This is a genomic window from Cochleicola gelatinilyticus (genome assembly GCF_001637325.1).
Taxonomy (GTDB): Bacteria; Bacteroidota; Bacteroidia; order Flavobacteriales; family Flavobacteriaceae; genus Cochleicola; species Cochleicola gelatinilyticus.
Map to the genome: position 1 here is coordinate 99613 of NZ_LRXL01000001.1, position 18825 is coordinate 118437.

The window sequence follows — 18825 nt, forward strand, 5'->3', positions numbered from 1 at the left end:
GTATCTATTTTACATTTTCTTTACTACGAATTCTTTCATTTTATATCTTTATTGAAAATGAGCCGCCATGAAATTCAGAAAAAAATAAAACTTAAATTATGGACTGTAAAAATGTGTACGCAGGAATAATGACGGCAGACATCGAAAAAGCACTAAACTGGTATGAAATGCTTTTTGATCGAAAATCCGATTATCACCCAATGGACATTCTTCACGAGTGGGATTTTAAAGAAGGTGGTGTTTTGCAATTGGTGGAAGACAAGACACGGGCGGGAAGTTCTTCTGTAACCATACTGGTGGAAGCGATTGAAACAATTAAAAAACACCTCGATTCTAAAAACATTCCTACTGAAAAACAAACAGAATCTGAGATCGCAAAAACAATCACTATCTACGATCCCGAAAATAACCGGATCACTTTTTCTGAAAATAGCCAAGGACGGTAATAGAAAGAAAGTCTTTTATTAGGGTAGTGTGAAAACTAACGGAAGCTTTTCTTGGTATGCTTTGGTTACACTTTTACATTTTTTACAAACGCACTGTATTTTAATAACGCCACGAAAACCGTACCTCCTACGGCATTTCCCAGCAGCGCGATTCCCTGAAAAGACAGATACATACCCCAAGTGATTTTTGAAGAACTAAGCAGTCCAGCAAATACTTCGACATTCCCCACGATACTGTGGTGCAAGCCAACAAACGCGAGCACACCAGTGATGAGATACACTAGAAAAATTCGACTTATCGATTCTTTTGCTGCGGTTAACAACCATGATAAAATTCCCATTAACCACCCTGCTAGAATGGCACTTACAAAAATGGTCCATCCATCGTTTGCGGTGACGTGATGGGCAATTGCTTCAAAAGTGCTCCCTTCGATAATGCCAAGTCGCGGTCCCAGCCACACGATCACTGCTGCCATGATCCAACCACCTACTAGGTTTCCGAAGATCACAAGAGCCCACGTTTTTAATAATTTGTCAATGCGCCTCTTTTTATTAAGGACGGGTAATAACAGTAAAGAAGTTTTTTCAGTAAATAAAATCGATTTCCCCCCAATGATCATGATAAATCCTACTGGATACAGAAATGCCATGAGTTTAAAAATAGTGTCTTCGGAAAGTTTATCTTGTAGAAAGGTGTGCAATACAGCGATGAGTAAGAAGGAAAAGCCTATCTCGAGCCCTGCCGAAAACGAACTGAGCCATAAACTAATAGACGTTTTTTTGAAAGTTAGTTCCCCGTCTGAAATTTGATCGCCGAGTATTTCGTCATGCGACTTCGCACTGTCTTCTTCGGAAGTGGCTAGTTTGATGTTCGTATCGAGTTGTTGCTGTTCTTTGTCTTGCATATAGGTTTCAGAAAAAATGGATGTTAAATTAAAAGCTGTAATTCAGTTTGCATACATTCTTCCGAATTATCCCATTTAAAAAAATTAAAGATACCGCAAAAAATTAATGAAGGTGCATTCCTAATAAATTGACCTTACTTTTTCAGAAAAAAAATCCGATTCATGTATTTGTGCGTTTATTATTTTTTAGATTAAAATAGGTCTAGGTACGATTAACTCCCCTATCTTGTACTGCAAACACCACTCATGAAACCAACTACCATCTCGAAAGGATTTCTATTTGCCGGACTAAGCAATATTCTTGGGGTTCTTATTTTTTCGAAATTTTTCACCAATGAAATAATGATGAATGCCCAACCCGACGTGATGGGATATTTTGGTTTAATCTCTATTGTACTGTGGGGGTTGGCTTACATTGCAGTACGAAAAAACTATGAAGCGGTACCGTGGCTTATCGCCGTTTTTATGATCGAAAAATTACTTTACGTCATTGTTTATATACGCTGGTTTTCTACAGACGCGCTTCGTGCCGTTTATGATCAAGATCTCTTTGCTGGTATATTTTACACTATTTACGGCGTGAATGATTTTATATTCGGACTGTTCTTTGCCTGGGTGTTTTTTACCATTTCGAAGGTTAAGAACGTCTAAGATTGTTAACTACGCCCCTCGCCCAGTCATGCGTTTCGGGACTAAAACATTCTAATACGGCATCTACGCCCAATACACTTCCTTTAGCGATTCTACCTACCACCGCGATTGGTATTCTCGTGGCATTCTCTTTTTTTGAAATCAACGTACCATCGGGTCGTGTTTTAATGCCAAGATCTTTATATACTTCTTGAACAAGCTGTTGTTCTTGTAAACTGGTAATAAGTGTACTGTCTAGCTTCCTTAAAATGGGTGCTTCCATTACAGAATTACATAGCATTTTAGCTGCAACCTCATTATCGTCTTTTGTGAATTTCCATCCTTCTTTAATCATTTCTACTTCCGGATCTTTTGCAAAACGCAGCTCTAAAATACCTGCATCTACTAACGCTACCAATTGCAGCATACTTTCAACAGGCGGTCCGTACGAATACCGTTTAGTGCGTTCGTCGATGTCAACGATCTCTTTAATAATAGCTCCTGGCAACCCACTAAACGCAAAAACTCTATACATCGCGGGTTGCAAGTGACGCCATACTTGACCTATTGTAAAATCGAGGGAACTAGCGACGGTTCCGTACGCCATGTGAATGCTTTGCAACAAATACTCCTTGAGTGGTAATTTGATGTCTAAGATAAGTGCATGCGAGGTTTCAGGATCCTTTAACCATTGTATAATAAGCGAAGGAACCTCAGCTTTGGAAATAGCCCCTGTATGGTTTCTACTAAAAATTTGTGCTGCTATTTCAGAAAAGGCATTGAGTAAAAAATCTGCATTTTCTAGACAATCTGGTTCCGCTAGGGCATTTCTAAGAGCGAGTGTAAAATTGTTTTCCTGTTCTATCGAGGGTTCAAATTGCTGATCTACTTTTCTTCCGTAGGGTTTAGGCATGCATGGAAGTCCGTCGAGACTATAGGGCACAATTTTTTGTACGCATCCTTTTTCAGAAATAAATTGTAAGAGCGGTTCTTCTTCACTTTCTACAAACGTACCAAACTTATAATTGGTTAATTGTCTTGTAATATCGATCATTGAGAGTCCGAAACCTTTAATGGCGACGGTTGTTTCTGAAAGATCATCTCGAGCGATCACTGCATCGTACGGATCGTGAATATAGATTGCTTCGGTGTTTTTTGAATGTGCTATAAATTTTTTAGTTTCATCACTATGGGTATTAGGAAGATGCCCCAAGGTAAGCAAGCATTCGTTCACCGTGTGCGTAGTATTTAATGTGGTAAGCACAACAGATCTATTCGCATACAATAGATGTGTAACGCGCTCTTTATATACCTGAAGCAATTGTTTTTTCTGAAGCACTTCGCAGATGCTTTTGGCTCGTTGGTTTAAATAAGTTCCCATTTGTGAACGTTCGGGATAGAGGTCTTTATCGCCATCGCTTTGTGTAGCCTCATCTTTATCTCTGCACCATTTTGCATACGATGGAAACGACGGAAGGGTAAGTTCTCGCCATACTATTTTCTCTCGCCCTTGTAGGTTTTGCAGCGCGTGATCTGAAATATTAATGTAATTGGTAAAGGGTTGGTCGAGTTCCCATGCTTTTCCGGTTCCTAGTTCGGAGGCCGGTTCAAAAATCTTTATAGTGACCTCTGCTGTAATTTCTTTTAATGAAAGCTCCAGTAAAAAATTTTCAAGGCAGGCTAATCCTCTAGGTCCAAATCCGACAACGGCAAGGGTCATAGATATTTTTGAGTAAAGTTCGTTTTTTTCGTCTAAAACGAACCATTCCTTATTTATTATTAACGGTATTTTATGGTTTGCTTCTAAGTGCGACTAAAGAGAAGGTACACCCATGTCATTTTTTTAATCGTAGTTAATTCGCTCGCGTATGGTTCCGTCGGCGCGATGAATAATCACATCGGACTTGTATTTTCTTGCGATGGTCTTAGCTTTATTAATGGCAGTAGCTTGTTTTCTGTGTTTCGAAGTGATTCGTTTGTTCCCTTCCCGGCGTACTGCCCAATCGTCTTTATACGGTACCACATGTTGGTGCCAAGTTCTTGGACGTTTGTTTAGGTTTTTTAGAATGACCTCGATGATGTCTCGGATTGCGTTGAACCAGTTGGGGGTTTTGTTCGCCATGTAACGTTTTTAGCTTTGTTGAAATTAAATTGCGATCGTATTGTATTTCTCCTGTATAAAATCTATTCCGTATTTCCGTTCGAGCATACGAATCGTGAAATGCGCTTCAGCCATTTTCTGAAAGTGAGTTATAAAGGTATAGTTGATAGCACCTCCCGTGAGTCCTCCCACGACAGGTATTAATTGTGCTGCCACTTTTTCTGAAACTTTACCACTGAAACGAGCAACAATCACAGAGAAGGATTGATACAGCGGATTAGAACTGGAAGATAACGTTTTTACCAACCCTTGAAGCCCTATCTCACTTGCTTTATTAACACCCGACTGAATGGCAATTCTGGAAGCGTAATAAGACGTATCTGCACCATCATCATCTTTTCCGCTCCCTCCTAACGCCAGTACTTGCAGGCATTGAAACTGAGCCTCCAGCGTATGTAGCTCTTCTCCTTTGCCTCTGGCAATGTCCATAATAGAACGCATAATAAATTTTGTAGTTAAAGCCAAATCTGCTGCAAATGCTGTCTGCCCGACGATAGGAGTGCCTACCCCTAGAAATCCACTGGCAGCTCCTGTGGTAGTTACCAGCGTTTTATACACCACTTTGGAAGGTTTTTTATACGGCTTTCCGCTTTTCATGGTTTTTAGATTTACTTTGACCACTTGTTCCAATATGGAGGTGGTTTGCTTGAAAATAAAGGTCTGAATTTTCTCCGGAAGCAGTTCCACACCATCTTCTATTTTACCGCCTATAAAATTAAAACCCTTCATTATATAACTCACCGTATGCATGTCCTGTTTAGCTTTAATTAAAAGGATCTCATCTTCTAAAGAAATTGTTTTTGCTAGGTTGTTCATAGGTATTTAATTGCTTCAAACGTTCTTTTTACAACACCTTAAAATCTGGTTTACTTCAAAATTACAACTTTTGCCATTCTGGACTCACATAGGTAGTTCTTCCACCCACTTTTATCTTCTCCAATTCGTCGCCCGTATGATAGCAATAGTCTCTTCCCTTGCGATTATGAATTAGAAAATACTCGGGAAACTTTTTGTATTGCGCCTCCAGATCGATCGCGACTTCGATCACGTGCTGCAATTTGTCGTAAATGGTTTTGAGTTCCGTCCTGGTTAAGGTATTGGCTTTTTTCAGCGGATGGATTCTGGCTTGATACAGTACATCGTCTGCGATCCAGTTCCCAACTCCCGTGGTAACACTCTGATCCATGAGTACATTTTTGATCGCTGTTTTTCGGTGTGCGGCAACGTCTAGAAATTGCTCAAAGGTAAGCTCGCGGGCATCCCTATTAAGTTTATGTTCTTTGCGATACGTTTCTACGGAATCTGTGATGTCCCACCAACCAAATTTTCGTTTATTTTCGAAAGCAATTTTGTAGCCGTTATCGAAGGTGATTTCAATATGTCCGAATCTTGGGCGCTCTATAGACTCATGATAATAATTGGGTCTCCCCGTCATTCCAAAATGCACTACTACGATCTTTCCCGTACTCACGTGAATAAACAAGTATTTCCCGATGCGTTCAGTGCTTGTCCATTGTTCTCCTAACAGCACCTCTTTAAATTCTTTCAGCGGCTTTTTTATAAGTCGGTCATCCCGCACATCCATCTCAACAATGGTATGATGCAGGCAGGTTTTGTTAATGTATTGCTGGTATCCGTGTACTTCCGGGAGTTCTGGCATGGTGAATTTTGTGAACTTTTATTAATTTACACAAGTTATCCTAAAAAACCTAAATGTTAATCATAATTAATATCATCTCTAATTATACCATCTGCTTTGTGGTTTTGGGCGTTTGTTGAGGTCGGTTGGCAAAAACTCTATGAGTGCTTCAGCTGATAGTTTCTTCTCCATTTTTAGTAATAACAGGTAACTTTACACCCAACCTATAAGAGTGAATATAGTCCTTGATAGGATCCTCCTTTATTTTATCAATTTTAATTTCATCTTCCGCTTCTTGATTAGGATATATGATTAATACATCTATAATCTTGTCATAAACACCCTCTGTCTCTCCATGTAAATATTCATATACGTTTTTTAATCGTGCATAACCACTTACTTGACGCATATCTTTATTGTCTCTGCTATCCTTATATTTAGGTTTATACTTAGCATCTATAACCATATTCAAATCTGTAGACTTTAATATAAAATCAAGCTCATTCCCGAAGTATTTATACTGAAATTTTACATCCTGTTTAAAAGAATCTTTCAATTTACCTAACACGTAAAACTCAAAAAGTTTACTCATATCTATCCAAAAAGGTGGTGTTGAAATTGTTGTTTGAGAAGTGTTTGAAATATTATATGCGAAACGTTCTAAAATTAATTTTCCTAGCCTGACCGCCTCGTCATATTCCTTAAAAAAACTATTACTTTTAAATTGACGTAACTCGCGAGCGGTTGTATTACTAGAAACTTCGTCAAAAGCTGGATTTATGAAATGAAACAAATCTTGTAATCCTTTTGTATCGGTTAGCTTACCGTAAGTAGGCAGGAACTTTTTAGAAAACTCAAACACCTTTTTTAGAAAACGGTTTTCTTTTGTGTTTGCTCCAAATTCTTCATAACTACAAAACACTTTTAGATTTTCATTTTTGGATACATTGTGTTTTATAGTTTTTGAAACTAATATTTTTCCTTTTACTCTTCCATAAAGGTTACGCTCAACATTGTAATATGATTTTTTGAGTCCTTTTTTTACAATCTTTTTTAAAACTCCTAAAAACTCAATAATTAAAAATGGTGTTAATAAGTCTTGCTGCTGCGTAATTTCTATTTTGGGTTGATCCCACTTTATTTCAAAAAGGTCTGTAATGTGATCAACCACTTCTGGGTGCTCAATAGAAGAAAAGAGCATTTTCAAATAATCTATTTGCTCAATGTCATTTAATTTAGGAACTATGTGCGCCGCAACTTCATTTTTAACAACCCAATCTACGCCTATATAATATCCAGTTTCAACATAGTAATCATCCGTTTCTTCACCCTTTATTATCGTAAAACAAGACTCTTTTTTTGATTTTTTGCGATGCGTTTTCTTGAAGGATTTTCTATAATAATCCCGTTTAAAATATGGCGTGAAAATTTCGGGCACCTCCTCTTTCGAGTTATACCCTAAATGTTCTTGTAATGGAATAATTAAATTAGACAATCCGTAAATCTTCTATTATGGCACTAGCACTCTCTAACAAAATACCATCTTTTAAATACTCCCTTAAAATTGGCTTGATCTCATAATCTAAACGTAACTGTAATTCGTCTTTCCGATCCATTTCTGTAGAGTTATCACCATCGGCTTGTAACAAGAAATAACTATGCCCTAATTGCACATCTTTATAATCAAAATCTGGAGCTAAATGACCCGCATTTTTTAACTCACCATTATCATCAGTTTTAACGAACAATGCAGCAACGTCTTTAAATAACCTTATCGCTTGCTCATTTTTAATTACCGTTACTTTAGGCAATACATCTACAAAAGCAAAACGTCTTCTTATTGCATAATCAATATGCCCAACACTCCTATCAGCTGTGTTCATTGTGCCAATAATGAATAAATTTGGAGGTAACACAATAGATCGTGCTCCATCAAGTTCATACATACTTTCTACCCCTTCCCCTCTATATTCTAGTGCATACACTAACTCACCAAGAACAGAAGAAAGATTTGCTCTATTAATTTCGTCAATTATTAAAACGAAATTCTTTAATTCAACTTTTTGAGTGTTAATTTTCTTAGCATCTTTGTTAGATAGAAATTTTAAAAATCTATTTAGCACATAATAGTAATAAGTTGCATGTTGTCTTGCACTACCCGAAACTAATCGAGAGTTATTAATTGCTTTTCTAGAACCTAAGTCATTTAAATATGCAATTATTAAGTCTTCAAATTTCATACTATGACCATTGGTACTGCTGTTCCACGCAGATCCAGTATACCTAAAACTATCCTCACCAACTTCAAAAATAAATACATGCCTATTTAAATCATATTTACCATCCTTCTCGATTTTATCTTGAATCTCATCAACAAATTCTTGAAATTTTTCTCTAGTCCATTTTTCTTGCGATAATTCTTCTGTTCCTTTATTAAAATCTCTATAATTTCTTAAAGCTTTATTTGCAAATGCAACTAGTATTTTATTTTCTGTTATATATTCTATTTGTCCATCCCCATTTTTAACCGTTATGCCTCTTACAAAGTCCTCATAAGTATAGGAAGGATGAAATTGAATCAATTCCACTTGATTGTTAGTTGAATCTAAAACTATATTTGAATGACTTTTAAACAGGTATTGTGCTACAGCAATCTCATAAGGATTTTTACCATTTACATTAGCTGGCTTTTGACCTGCTCTTAGCTCATTATATTTTTTTATGATATTAACATAAGATGCATCCCACGCTCGGCTTGTATCAGATTGTAACCAAACCCCTTTTTCATCAATATCAACAACCGTATAAAAATCTTTTTTACCTGAAGCATTCGCTAATTTCATTCCTGCCTTAATGTGGCTTTTTATTTTGCTTTCGCTAAGATTATTAATTGATTTCTTTAATCCTGTTAATATCTCTGCAATTTTTTTAGCGCTAAACGTTTTACCTGTACCAGGTGGCCCCTGTAAAATTATTTGCTTTTTGTATTTGAGTATATTAATTAATTCCATTTCTTGAAATTTAGGTAAATATTTTCTAACGCTCTTCGCGAAGTCTTTGATAAATTTATAAGTGTGATCTAATTTCACACGTTCTCTTGGTTCTTTGTTCCCCCAATTAAAAACAAGGTTAATAAAAGCCTCTTTAGGTGGCATATTCCCACCATTTTTAATGATCTTTTGTAATAATAGAATGATATCATGCCAATGATTGTTATTTTCAAGGTTATAACCATACTGTTGTGTTTTTCCTTCTCTTGTAACAATTTGTAAGTGACCAGATTTATTGTTATTTGCTATAGAAAGGAGAAATTTTCTAAAATCATCCTCGTCTATTTCAATCATATCATCAATGACGGTTTGCTCAATTTCTGCTCCTGTTCCGTGAGGCCAATTGTGTTTTTCTATATCTAACCAAAACACAGGTTTGCCATAATGCCTCATTATTAGCACCGGATTGCTTACTGATTCCTGTTTAATAATATTACGGTAATAAAGTTTCTTTGTTGTGTATGATTTTCCTTTATAATCATAAGTTACAACAACTATCTTATAGCCACTTTGCGCTTCGGCCTCAGTTGTTACATCTTGAATAGACAAGGATATATCGTTTATGAAATTTAAACTCTCTAGATATTTATTCATTTTTTTTAAATATTTATTCCGTATTATATTGATGTACAGAACCAACATTTATTGCAATATCTTTTGTCAACTTAGCTAAAGGTCTTTTAGCAAAGTCTTTTTCAGCATAAAAGTTTCCATAAGCATATCTGTATGCTTCTTCTAAAGACAAGTTAGCTTCTGGAAAAGTATCTTGCAAAATTTGAATATAGTTGTCTTCAGAAAAATAACGTTTTCTTATAATTTCTTGAGCAACATCACGATGATGAATCGCTATGTCTTCATATTTAAAAACATCAATATTAGATTGGAGCTTTTTTGTTAATATAGTTTTAGAAGGATCATTAATTTCCAATTCAATAATAATTTCATCAGTTAGACCTACAGAGCCATCATAAGTTAAAGGCTTATAGTTATAATTTAAAAAACCGTGCTTTGGATTCTCGTCGTAAGGACTAAAATGTGTATTCGCCTCAAAAGGAATACTGCCCTTCAAATCCCTATTACATACAGTACAAGAAGGTATTAAATTATAAAACGACAAAGCAAAAAGAGGATTCTCTCCTTTATGCAAAAAGTGATCTAACTCAGGGCGAGTGGTATGACTATTTGAAGAACTCACGGTAAAAGTATACTGTCTGTTGCAATACGGACATATATTTATTCCCAATCTAGAAGTCAATTTATAGGCATTCCAAGGAGTATCAGGTCCTTGACTTATGAACCATTTATAATTAAATATTTTAGTAAATAGAAATGAAATATCGTCCAAAAGAATAAAATATATTTTTTTTAATCTAACTTTATAATAAGAGTCATCATAAACTTTCATTGCTAAAATATCTTTAAGATCTTCTTTTAAAATATTCAACGAATTTAAAATCCCGGGAATCATTCTTCTTTCAAATGTTAACTTATTGTCAAACTTTACATTCTTATAATCTGAGATAGTTTTGATGAAATCTTTCTTTTTAAAAAGTGGTTGCAATAACGATTTCTTTTTCCCAGCACTTAAATAACCAATATGCTTTACAGATTCTATAATTTTATTGTTTTTTGTTTTTAGAGTAAATACTTCAATTAATTGAAATAATTCTATGTAAAAATCAACAATTGGCTCAATTTGTAAGATTATAAAAGATGTGTGCTCTTTTTCTATTTCTTCAATATTACCACAGCATTCTCTAAGTGATATCATCTCTTTTCTTTTTTAAAAGTAAAATTTGTTTTTCAAGATTATTTATTTCATTATTTAATGCTTGAGTATCCGAAAAAACTTCAAAATACATTTCCAATAGTTTCTTTCTAACGATAGTATCGCCAACCATGTTGATTGTAATAAACAAAATCTCCTTCTCTTTATTTAATATATCTACTTTGTCAAACTTCTTCTTTTTTCCAATTAAACTATTTAATAAAGTAATAACCGTGTTAATTTTTTGTTTTGCAAAATCACCTATATGCCCTCCCTTCAGAAAGAAATTGTCAGATAATAAGTCATGAATATTTGCGCCAAATGATGAGTTGTCATTCTTGTGATATAATATTGTTTTTCCTAAGTCATCTTTATCTAAGTAAACAGAATTGTGACTCGGAATATCTGAAAGTGTCAATGGGTCATGAGTTGTAAGAATAATTTGTACAGTCTTATTTTGAAATATTTCAGGAATCACTGAAATTAAGGAATTTATATATGATTTTTTCCAAGTAGGATGAAACCCAAGATCTCCCTCATCAATTAAAATAAAATAATTTTGATGTACAGGATATTCGCTAATTTCATCATAGTGTCCTGCGTCTAGTCTATTTTCTATAATATTATTTGCGTCATCTAGTGAAGAAAACAACTCATAAAAAGACATCTCTCCAGAGCTTAAAGTAATGTCTGGTTGAAAAGTTAAAAATAATGTTTCATCATATGTAAAAACATCTCTAAAAGATAACAAAAGTCTCTGATATGAATCAATTATCGATATTACATTATTAAAATCTACTGTTAATTCATTGGTATAGTTAATATGATTATCCTCATCAACCATATCCAATAGAAGTTGAGTAAAACTCTTGATTTCTTTCTTTGGAAGGTAATATTTATTTTCTCCTTTTTCTATATAGGCATTATCTAAAAACCAAAATAATGCTTCTTTAGTAGAGGTGATTTGAAGAAATTCTGGATCATCCTCACTAATGTTATTCTTTATGAAACCTTCCTCCAAGTAGTCGTTCCCTGTTCTTTCTAAAATAGAATGTATTTTATGAATAACACTATCAAGAATGTATAGTTTTAATCTTAAATTCTTACTGAAATCATTATACTCATCACTTTCATTAATTTTATTTTTTGTGTCTAATTTCAAGGATTCCAATACCTCCTGTTCTTTTGTCTCTCTTTCTGTATTTATTAATTTACTGAATCTATCAAAAAATGGACGAAAATTTCTTGAAGTATTTGAGTTGTCTTTGTTGATTATTAAAAATCTTAGTTTAATCTTAGTGAAAGAAGTTATATTCATTTCATTAAGTATTTCAACGTATTTTTCTTTTTTAAGAAAAGATATAATTCTCTTTAAACGTTCAGAATTATGATATTCCCATAAAACATTAAACTCATCTCTTACCCATCTTGTGTCTTTCTTAAATTGAGATAATTTTGATAAATTGTGAACATTAGAAACATCACCATCCTCGTTGTTTGCACCCAAATAAGGACTATAGTAAAAGAAAAGTCCTCCAGCACTTGTCCACATAATATAAGGCTCCTTGGTATCTTCTTCAATAATTAATTGACAACTCTCTTTTATTAAATTGAGTATAGTTGTTTTTCCTGTACCATTAGCACCTACAATTGCCGAGACTAATTCTATATTAATCCCCCAAAAGTCTTTAATAAAATTTTTGTTGATTTTTTTTTCAGTTATGATCTCATTTCCTAGTATCGTAGAAACATCATAAAAATATTTCCCACCAAGATTAATTGTAATACCTAAATGATCGTCACCAAAAAGATGTGGTTTACTATTAGGGTAGATATAAATTGCTGCTATTCTCATCTCTTCTTATAACTTAAATCCCCATCAGCAACTCGCCCCAAAACAACATCACCACCAGCAGCATATTTCTTAGACTTTGTTTTAGGTTTCTTCTTGGTTTTCGATTTCGATTTCAACATCTCAATCTCACTCAACAACTCCCTAGCATCCCCATCACTAGCTAACTGCTCCACAAGCTCCCCTTTAAAGGCTTTGTGCAATATAGCTTGCGGCAAGGTGTCTATTTTTTGTTTGAGCGATAGGTATTGCTGCTCAATAGCATCTGCCTTAGAAAACAGGCTTTCTACTTGGCGAACAATTTCTTGTTGTTCGACTTCTGAAGGAATAGGTATTACGAACTCTCTACATTGAGTCAGTGAAATATTGACTTGCCCAACTACACCGCGCGTCTCATTAACAAGCATATTTACAGGACTTCCTTCTCGCAAAAAGTAGTAAAGAAACTTATTGCTTAAATAATCTTTTGGACGAAAAACTGTTATAGCTTGATTTATATTACACTCTTTAAACCTTTTCGGAATTATAGCCACCTTATTTAATGGTGGTCCTACAATGTTCATAAGTACATCTCCAGAAAAACATATTGATTTTTTACATTGCGAATTTTGAATTTCCTCTGTAACAAATTGTGGTTTGTAATCGAATGAAATTTTTTGATTTACTATGTTGTATACTTTAAAAAAAGGTATCCCCTTGTTTGAGAAATTTCCACCTCTTGGAGTACCTCCACTCTGAACTTTCTTGCAGCATTGTGTAGCTACTTCATAATTCCATTCTCCTAACTCCTTCCCCTCACGCCACTCCTCCGTCAACTTCCCAGTAACAGCCTGCGTCAACACCTGCTGACTAAAATCTTTTAATAAATGCGGGATGCGCTTCAGACTTTCCTGCATCACAGTAACCTGAGCTATCAAAGCATCTACTTTTGCTACAATACGGTCTTGCTCTGAGCGGGGAGGAAGAGGTATTTTTGTTGCTTTTAAAATGGTTTGGTTTATATTCTTTTGAGCCACACCTTTTCCGTGACCCATTATTTCATCTGCTAATTTTTGCAGAGAATAAATCAAATACATCTTATTTATCAGAGTAGTTGGGCTTAATCCAGCGATTGCCTGGTTTGTAGTTGCTTCAATATTTAAAATCCCAATTCTACCAATTGTAGCAAAAATTGTGAATAATATCGTTCCTTTTGGAAATATTCTGGCAGCAGAATTATTTAAACCTTCCTCTGTAATAAACTCAGTAGCTTCATCAACATATAAACTTTTAATATCGGAAATTTTTATCCACGGGATACTTCCTTGCCAATATGATTTATTACTTCTAGATGGTGTTCCTCCACTTTTGATAGAAGTTAAATTTTCAAGTTCCGTTTCAACCCACCCCTTTGGTAATGTATCTTCTCCCATTACCCTAACTCTTTTATCATCGCCTGCAACTGCTTCGTGATGGTTTGTAATTCGGTCATTGCTTCTTTTGCAATATCAATGGGTTCCCCTAGATCTGCGGCATCGCTTATACTATCGTCTGCAATTAATCCTAAATCTAACGAGTCGTTCTTTTTTGTAATGGTTTCTCTGGTGATAAACTGCCAGCGTTCGTCTTTTACTTTTTTACGTTTGGTGTCTTCTATTTCTCCGTGGTATTTTTTGTCCACTTTGTCTATACCAATCCCACCTGTGTAGGCTTTTACAAAATCTGTAAATGCATTGGCGGTAAATGGGGTACGTTTTCCGTAGTTAGGCGTATTGGTTCGCATATCATAAAACCAAACCCCTTTTGTGTTTTCTACTTCGGTCTTTTCTCTCGTAAAAAAGAGTACGTTAGTCTTTACACCTGCGGCATAAAAAATACCTGTAGGCAATCTTAAAATAGTATGCAGGTTACATTTATCCATTAAGTCACGGCGTATTTTTTGTCCGTCGCCATCTTCAAAAAGCACATTATCTGGCAGTACTACAGCGGCACGCGCTTTACCATCTTTCTTTAAACTTCTATAAATGTGTTGTAAAAAATTAAGTTGTTTGTTACTGGTAGGAAAAGTAAAATCATCTCTTGTAGGTCGCTCCCCTCCTTTTTTAGTCCCAAAAGGTGGGTTTGCCAGTACGCCATCTAGGTTTTTTATATTCTTGCCCATTTCTGTCAAGGTATCTCCCAGAATAATATCGCTTTCCATGCCATGCAGACGTGCGTTCATTAAGGCCAGGCGATGTGCATCGGTAACCAACTCAACGCCGCTAAAGGCTTTTTCTTTCTGAAAAGTGCGTTCTTTATCATTGAGCTCAAAATAGTGATCGGTTTTGTTTTTTAAATATTCATCTGCCGCAATCATAAAACCAAAAGTACCTGCTGCAGGGTCGTTCCATCGTTCGCCTAATTTTGGCGCCATTAATTGCACCATCACATTGATTAGTGGACGAGGTGTAAAATATTGCCCTGCACCACTCTTTTTCTCTCCTGCATTTTTTTCTAAAAGGCTTTCATAAATATCGCCCATCGTATCGCGATCATCTTCCTCGTACCAATCCAATAGATCTATCGCTTGCACCAGTGTATTAAAATTCACAGGTTTGCGTAAACTTGTGCTCGCATTGGCATAAATTTCTTTTATACTAGCACTAGTAGTTTTATTTGATATTTCTGCTAAAAAAGTACGGTAACGATTAAAGGCTTCCGTATTGTCTTTTTCATCTACAAAACCACGCCATCTGTAATTTTCAGGAACGTGCTCTTCAAATCCTTTTACCTCGCTTAGCTTTAAGAAGAGGATAAAAGTAAGTTCGTTTAAGTATTGGTGATATGTTACTCCATCGTCCCGTAATACGTTACAAAGGTTCCATAGTTTATTAGCAATTTCGTCTGCGCTCATATTTTTTGCCCGCGTAAGCGGGTATCTTTTTTAGATGTTATTTAATATTTTATCCCAGTTTTGGGCTTCGACTGTGCTCAGCCTGACAATCTACTTGCACACTTAGCGCAGTCGAAGAGCTTTATGCTCCTTCGGAATATAAATGCGTATTCAGCACTTTTAAAATAGCATCTACATCGTCATCAAAAATTTTATTGAGACGTTTATACCCTCCACCCTCTTTAAAAGGATCTTTATCGAGATCTTCTTTGGTCAAGACGGTTTCAGCTAATAACTGTGCCTGAAAACGAGTAAGCCATTTTTCTTGTACTTTATTCCAATTTCTTAATTTCTTTACTTTTTCGAACGCATTGTTGATTCGTTCTTCATGTGGCACTAATGCCACGTCCAACGCAAGAGTCCTTATAAAACTGATTATATCGGCCGCAATATCTTCGTTTTTCGCATTCTTCCAGGCGGTATTTAAGGTGCGGGCATTGAAACCTTCTTGATCTAACAAGAGTTTTAATTCTTTTAGGGATGCACGATCTAAACTACTCGGGCTTGTCACGACAGCTTTAAGTGCGACAATTTTATTTTGGTTTTCAGCGATAAACTTTTTGAAATTATCGATATAATCTTCCGGCTTATTTGCGTTCCCGTAATCACGCTCAATGCCGAGCACTTCATCGGTATGGTCTGATACTAATTGGTGTTTGGGCCTGTAAACTTTCGTATCTAAATACGCCCATAGCCTTTTGTGCTTTTTAATAATTGCTACAACTTCTGCCGTTTGAGAAGTTTTCATTTTATCGATAAGTTCCTGAGGTTCTAATCCATCCGCGAAGTATTGAAATTCTTCAAATGAATCTTCTTCAATACGCCTCCGTTTACGTTGTATCTTAGCGATAATTTGTTCTATCTGAGATTTGGTGCGTTCTTCTGTATCGATGCTGTCTAACTCTTCAACTAATTGAGTAAACGTTGTTGCCGGATTATTAACCGGTTTCATTTGTGTATAATCATTGAGGGCTTCGTGTACGCGAACGGCATCATAAATGGTAAAGTATTCCTTTCCGATGTCATCACATTTTCGGGTCGCCCTTCCTATCATTTGTTCGTATAAAATACGCGAACTCACTCTACGAAGAAATACTAAATTACATATAGCAGGTACATCGATACCTGTGGTCAATAAATCGACGGTAACCGCAATACTAGGAAATTTTTCGTTCTTAAAACGTTTGGTCAATAATTCCGGATCGTATGCTTTCCCTGTTATTTTTTCAATGGTGCCTTGAGGTATATCACCATATTTGGCGGCAAACTCCTCTTTCAAGATCATTACAATAGTATCTGCGTGTGAATCCCGTACAGCAAAGATGAGTGTTTTTTCATCACCTTCCGGATCAATATGGTTTACAAGTTCTCTCAGGACTTCTCTATTAAAACTTTCAGTAATAACAAGTTTATTAAATTGCTCGATCTCAATTAATAAATCATCTTCTAAAGCGGCCAGTTCCTCGATGGTATTAGTTTCAGGGTTAAACACTTTTGGGCGTTCACCTTTTTTCCAAAGAATCCCTTCTTCGCTTAATCGGGTTTTAATACGTACCGGCGGCTCGTGATCGGCTAAAAATCCATCCAACACTGCCTGACGATATGAATAACTAAAAACAGGATTACCAAATATTTCTGTAGTATGTAAAGCGGGTGTTGCAGTAAGCCCCACAATGTAAGCATCGAAATATTCAATTACGCGCTTATACTGACTTACATAATCGTTCTGATCTTTAAAACTAAGATCTTCCTCGTCCAGTTCTTTATCAAGATTATAACCGCGATGTGCTTCGTCTATAATAATACAGTCGTAAGTATCAATAGGAAGTTCTGTATTCTCTCCATAAAATAAGCGATGTACCATACTCTGTACGGTTGCAAAATGAATGCGTGTTTCGCTGTCGGGTATTTGAGTTTTAAAACTCTCTATTTGATAGATTTCAGAAAATGTATTAATTCCCTCAACTTTATTGTCTTCGTAATTGCCCAAAGCCTGTTTTGCAAGTAATCGACGATCTGTAAGAAACAGAATGCGTTTAAAGCGGTTTGCCTTTATCAATCTATAAGACAGTCCGATCACGGTCCGTGTTTTCCCGGTACCTGTTGCCATTACCAAAAGCGCTTTATTCTCTTTGGGTTTTTGAATAATTTTATCTTCAATTGCTTTAATGGCTTCTACTTGGTAGTCTCTAAGACCTAATCCGTTTTTATCCTGTAAATATTCATAGTCACTTTGTTGCAACGTTTCATTTTCTTCGGAAATATTCTTTTTATATAATGTAGCTAGCCCTTCAGCTGAAAACCAACCGCGTAAAGGTTTTGCCTGATTTCGGTTGTTTCTAACATCTAAAAACCAAACTCCACTTTTGGTTCTAATCTGTTCAAGGTAATCGCGTCCATTTGTAGAAAACAAGAAGGGTGCTTTGTATCCATGCCATTCTCCTAAAAACGAAATCTCTTCTTTCGGCTCTAATTTCTCTGCATAAATTTTAGACTGCCTTAAATCAGTCGAAATATCACTGGCATATTTTTTTGCTTCTACTAGGGCGTATAAGGTAGTTCCAATAAATAGTGCGTAGTCCGCCCATTTACCGCTACATGGCCATTCAGAAATAGCCATATTTCGTCCTTTTTCAGGTAGTGTTTTATGAGTTTTATAGTTAAGAACTAATGTATCTACCTCCCATCCAGCATTCCGTAATTGTGGATCTATTAAAACGAGTCGGGTATCTTTTTCGCTTAAGTCTAAGTTTTTAGCAACGCGCTCTCCTCGTTGTTTTCTAGCTTCAGTAGTTTGCTTCGATTCATTTAATGCTGCAATTTTTGCTTTATAATTAACAACCTGTTTGGAGAGCAATTCTAATTGTTCTGATAGTGCCTCTATATTCCCTTGTTTTTGCTGCGGAAGACTATAACTAGTTATTTCAACAAAATCATTATTATAGGTTTCATAAAACCATTTCCCGAGCTGAAAACATTTTTTCAGAATGAAATGAGCTTCGTTTTTTGATCCAATACCTAAATGAGATGCTTTATTACCGGATTTACGAATAGTATGCAGAATTCCTTTTACAATATCGGGAAGGATATTACTATAATAAAGTTTATTAATGCGATCTACTTGCGTCCCTTGAAAATCACCCATCTCTTCAAAATCCCATAAGAGTATAGTAAGTTTCTCGGAAAATAATCGTGCTTTGGCAATTGTGGAAGTAGGGTCTATATGGATTAATTCCTCTGAAATTTCACAAATTGTAAACAATTCAGGATAATCGTATTTCAGAAAGTGGAAGCTTGATGGCATATAGTTTTCGTTAATTCCTGTAAATATAAAAGAACCCTACAAATCCCCGTGGTGGAAACTTACAGAATTCTTAATTAATTGGTTTTTAAACACCAAGGTTTAAAAACAAGCTATACCCATATAATTTGCAGGGTACAATGAGGGAGTTGATGTAAATAT

General features: G+C 35.5%; 14 protein-coding genes. 2 read left to right on the forward strand and 12 right to left on the reverse strand.

The window, feature by feature from the left end:
* The first annotated feature begins 98 nt into the window (after positions 1 to 98).
* Positions 99 to 446 carry a VOC family protein gene (locus ULVI_RS00440; RefSeq protein ID WP_068588219.1) on the forward strand — a complete coding sequence of 116 codons (348 nt, stop codon included), beginning with the start codon at positions 99 to 101 and terminating at the stop codon, positions 444 to 446.
* Between the two features lie 65 nt (positions 447 to 511).
* Here ULVI_RS00440 and ULVI_RS00445 read toward each other — a convergent pair whose 3' ends face one another.
* Positions 512 to 1351 carry a formate/nitrite transporter family protein gene (locus tag ULVI_RS00445; protein WP_068588222.1) on the reverse strand — a complete coding sequence of 280 codons (840 nt, stop codon included), beginning with the start codon at positions 1349 to 1351 and terminating at the stop codon, positions 512 to 514.
* A 246-nt stretch (positions 1352 to 1597) separates the two neighbouring features.
* On the opposite strand from ULVI_RS00445, the gene ULVI_RS00450 reads away from it, so the two are divergent.
* Positions 1598 to 2002: a hypothetical protein gene (locus ULVI_RS00450; protein ID WP_068588225.1), complete on the forward strand. Its 405-nt coding sequence runs from the start codon at positions 1598 to 1600 to the stop codon at positions 2000 to 2002.
* Here the strand turns inward: ULVI_RS00450 and ULVI_RS00455 are convergent.
* The 11 genes from ULVI_RS00455 to hsdR all read right to left on the reverse strand — a co-directional run bounded on the left by ULVI_RS00455 (position 1989) and on the right by hsdR (position 18666).
* On the reverse strand, positions 1989 to 3701 hold the full coding sequence (locus ULVI_RS00455; protein ID WP_068588228.1) for an FAD/NAD(P)-binding protein: 1713 nt from the start codon (positions 3699 to 3701) through the stop codon (positions 1989 to 1991). The two genes, ULVI_RS00450 and ULVI_RS00455, sit on opposite strands and share 14 nt — an antisense overlap.
* A gap of 123 nt (positions 3702 to 3824) precedes the next feature.
* Positions 3825 to 4103 (reverse strand): DUF2188 domain-containing protein, encoded by a 279-nt coding sequence (locus ULVI_RS00460; RefSeq protein WP_082830741.1) that lies wholly within the window; start codon positions 4101 to 4103, stop codon positions 3825 to 3827.
* A gap of 24 nt (positions 4104 to 4127) precedes the next feature.
* The gene (locus ULVI_RS00465; protein WP_068588232.1) at positions 4128 to 4958 is read right to left on the reverse strand and encodes an EcsC family protein; all 831 of its coding nucleotides are present in this window, start codon (positions 4956 to 4958) and stop codon (positions 4128 to 4130) included.
* A 61-nt stretch (positions 4959 to 5019) separates the two neighbouring features.
* Complete coding sequence (locus tag ULVI_RS00470) at positions 5020 to 5802, reverse strand: Fpg/Nei family DNA glycosylase (protein WP_068588234.1); 783 nt, start codon at positions 5800 to 5802, stop codon at positions 5020 to 5022.
* 148 nt (positions 5803 to 5950) lie between these two features.
* Entirely contained in the window at positions 5951 to 7276 is a 1326-nt protein-coding gene (locus tag ULVI_RS00475) for a 5-methylcytosine restriction system specificity protein McrC (protein ID WP_068588238.1), read from the reverse strand.
* Positions 7269 to 9425, reverse strand: a complete 2157-nt coding sequence (locus tag ULVI_RS15750) for an AAA family ATPase (protein WP_197463457.1) — start codon at positions 9423 to 9425, stop codon at positions 7269 to 7271. The genes ULVI_RS00475 and ULVI_RS15750 overlap by 8 nt, the downstream gene beginning before the upstream one ends.
* Before the next feature lie 13 nt (positions 9426 to 9438).
* Entirely contained in the window at positions 9439 to 10602 is a 1164-nt protein-coding gene (locus ULVI_RS00485; protein ID WP_068588244.1) for a hypothetical protein, read from the reverse strand.
* Complete coding sequence (locus tag ULVI_RS00490) at positions 10589 to 12454, reverse strand: hypothetical protein (RefSeq protein ID WP_068588247.1); 1866 nt, start codon at positions 12452 to 12454, stop codon at positions 10589 to 10591. Before ULVI_RS00490 ends, ULVI_RS00485 begins: the two co-directional genes overlap by 14 nt.
* Positions 12451 to 13863 (reverse strand): restriction endonuclease subunit S, encoded by a 1413-nt coding sequence (locus ULVI_RS00495; protein ID WP_068588249.1) that lies wholly within the window; start codon positions 13861 to 13863, stop codon positions 12451 to 12453. Before ULVI_RS00495 ends, ULVI_RS00490 begins: the two co-directional genes overlap by 4 nt.
* Positions 13863 to 15323, reverse strand: a complete 1461-nt coding sequence (locus ULVI_RS00500; protein ID WP_068588252.1) for a class I SAM-dependent DNA methyltransferase — start codon at positions 15321 to 15323, stop codon at positions 13863 to 13865. Before ULVI_RS00500 ends, ULVI_RS00495 begins: the two co-directional genes overlap by 1 nt.
* A gap of 121 nt (positions 15324 to 15444) precedes the next feature.
* The gene (hsdR, locus tag ULVI_RS00505; RefSeq protein ID WP_068588256.1) at positions 15445 to 18666 is read right to left on the reverse strand and encodes a type I restriction-modification system endonuclease; all 3222 of its coding nucleotides are present in this window, start codon (positions 18664 to 18666) and stop codon (positions 15445 to 15447) included.
* Positions 18667 to 18825: the final 159 nt, after the last annotated feature.

Bases quoted from the DNA above. Each gene is read 5' to 3' on its own strand.
- ULVI_RS00460 (WP_082830741.1), bottom strand. From the start codon at position 4,103: ATGGCGAACAAAACCCCCAACTGGTTCAACGCAATCCGAGACATCATC.
- ULVI_RS00500 (WP_068588252.1), bottom strand. From the start codon at position 15,323: ATGAGCGCAGACGAAATTGCTAATAAACTATGGAACCTTTGTAACGTA.
- ULVI_RS00465 (WP_068588232.1), bottom strand. From the start codon at position 4,958: ATGAACAACCTAGCAAAAACAATTTCTTTAGAAGATGAGATCCTTTTA.
- ULVI_RS00485 (WP_068588244.1), bottom strand. From the start codon at position 10,602: ATGATATCACTTAGAGAATGCTGTGGTAATATTGAAGAAATAGAAAAA.
- ULVI_RS00490 (WP_068588247.1), bottom strand. From the start codon at position 12,454: ATGAGAATAGCAGCAATTTATATCTACCCTAATAGTAAACCACATCTT.
- ULVI_RS00495 (WP_068588249.1), bottom strand. From the start codon at position 13,863: ATGGGAGAAGATACATTACCAAAGGGGTGGGTTGAAACGGAACTTGAA.
- ULVI_RS00440 (WP_068588219.1), top strand. From the start codon at position 99: ATGGACTGTAAAAATGTGTACGCAGGAATAATGACGGCAGACATCGAA.
- ULVI_RS00470 (WP_068588234.1), bottom strand. From the start codon at position 5,802: ATGCCAGAACTCCCGGAAGTACACGGATACCAGCAATACATTAACAAA.
- ULVI_RS00455 (WP_068588228.1), bottom strand. From the start codon at position 3,701: ATGACCCTTGCCGTTGTCGGATTTGGACCTAGAGGATTAGCCTGCCTT.
- hsdR (WP_068588256.1), bottom strand. From the start codon at position 18,666: ATGCCATCAAGCTTCCACTTTCTGAAATACGATTATCCTGAATTGTTT.
- ULVI_RS00450 (WP_068588225.1), top strand. From the start codon at position 1,598: ATGAAACCAACTACCATCTCGAAAGGATTTCTATTTGCCGGACTAAGC.
- ULVI_RS00445 (WP_068588222.1), bottom strand. From the start codon at position 1,351: ATGCAAGACAAAGAACAGCAACAACTCGATACGAACATCAAACTAGCC.
- ULVI_RS15750 (WP_197463457.1), bottom strand. From the start codon at position 9,425: ATGAATAAATATCTAGAGAGTTTAAATTTCATAAACGATATATCCTTG.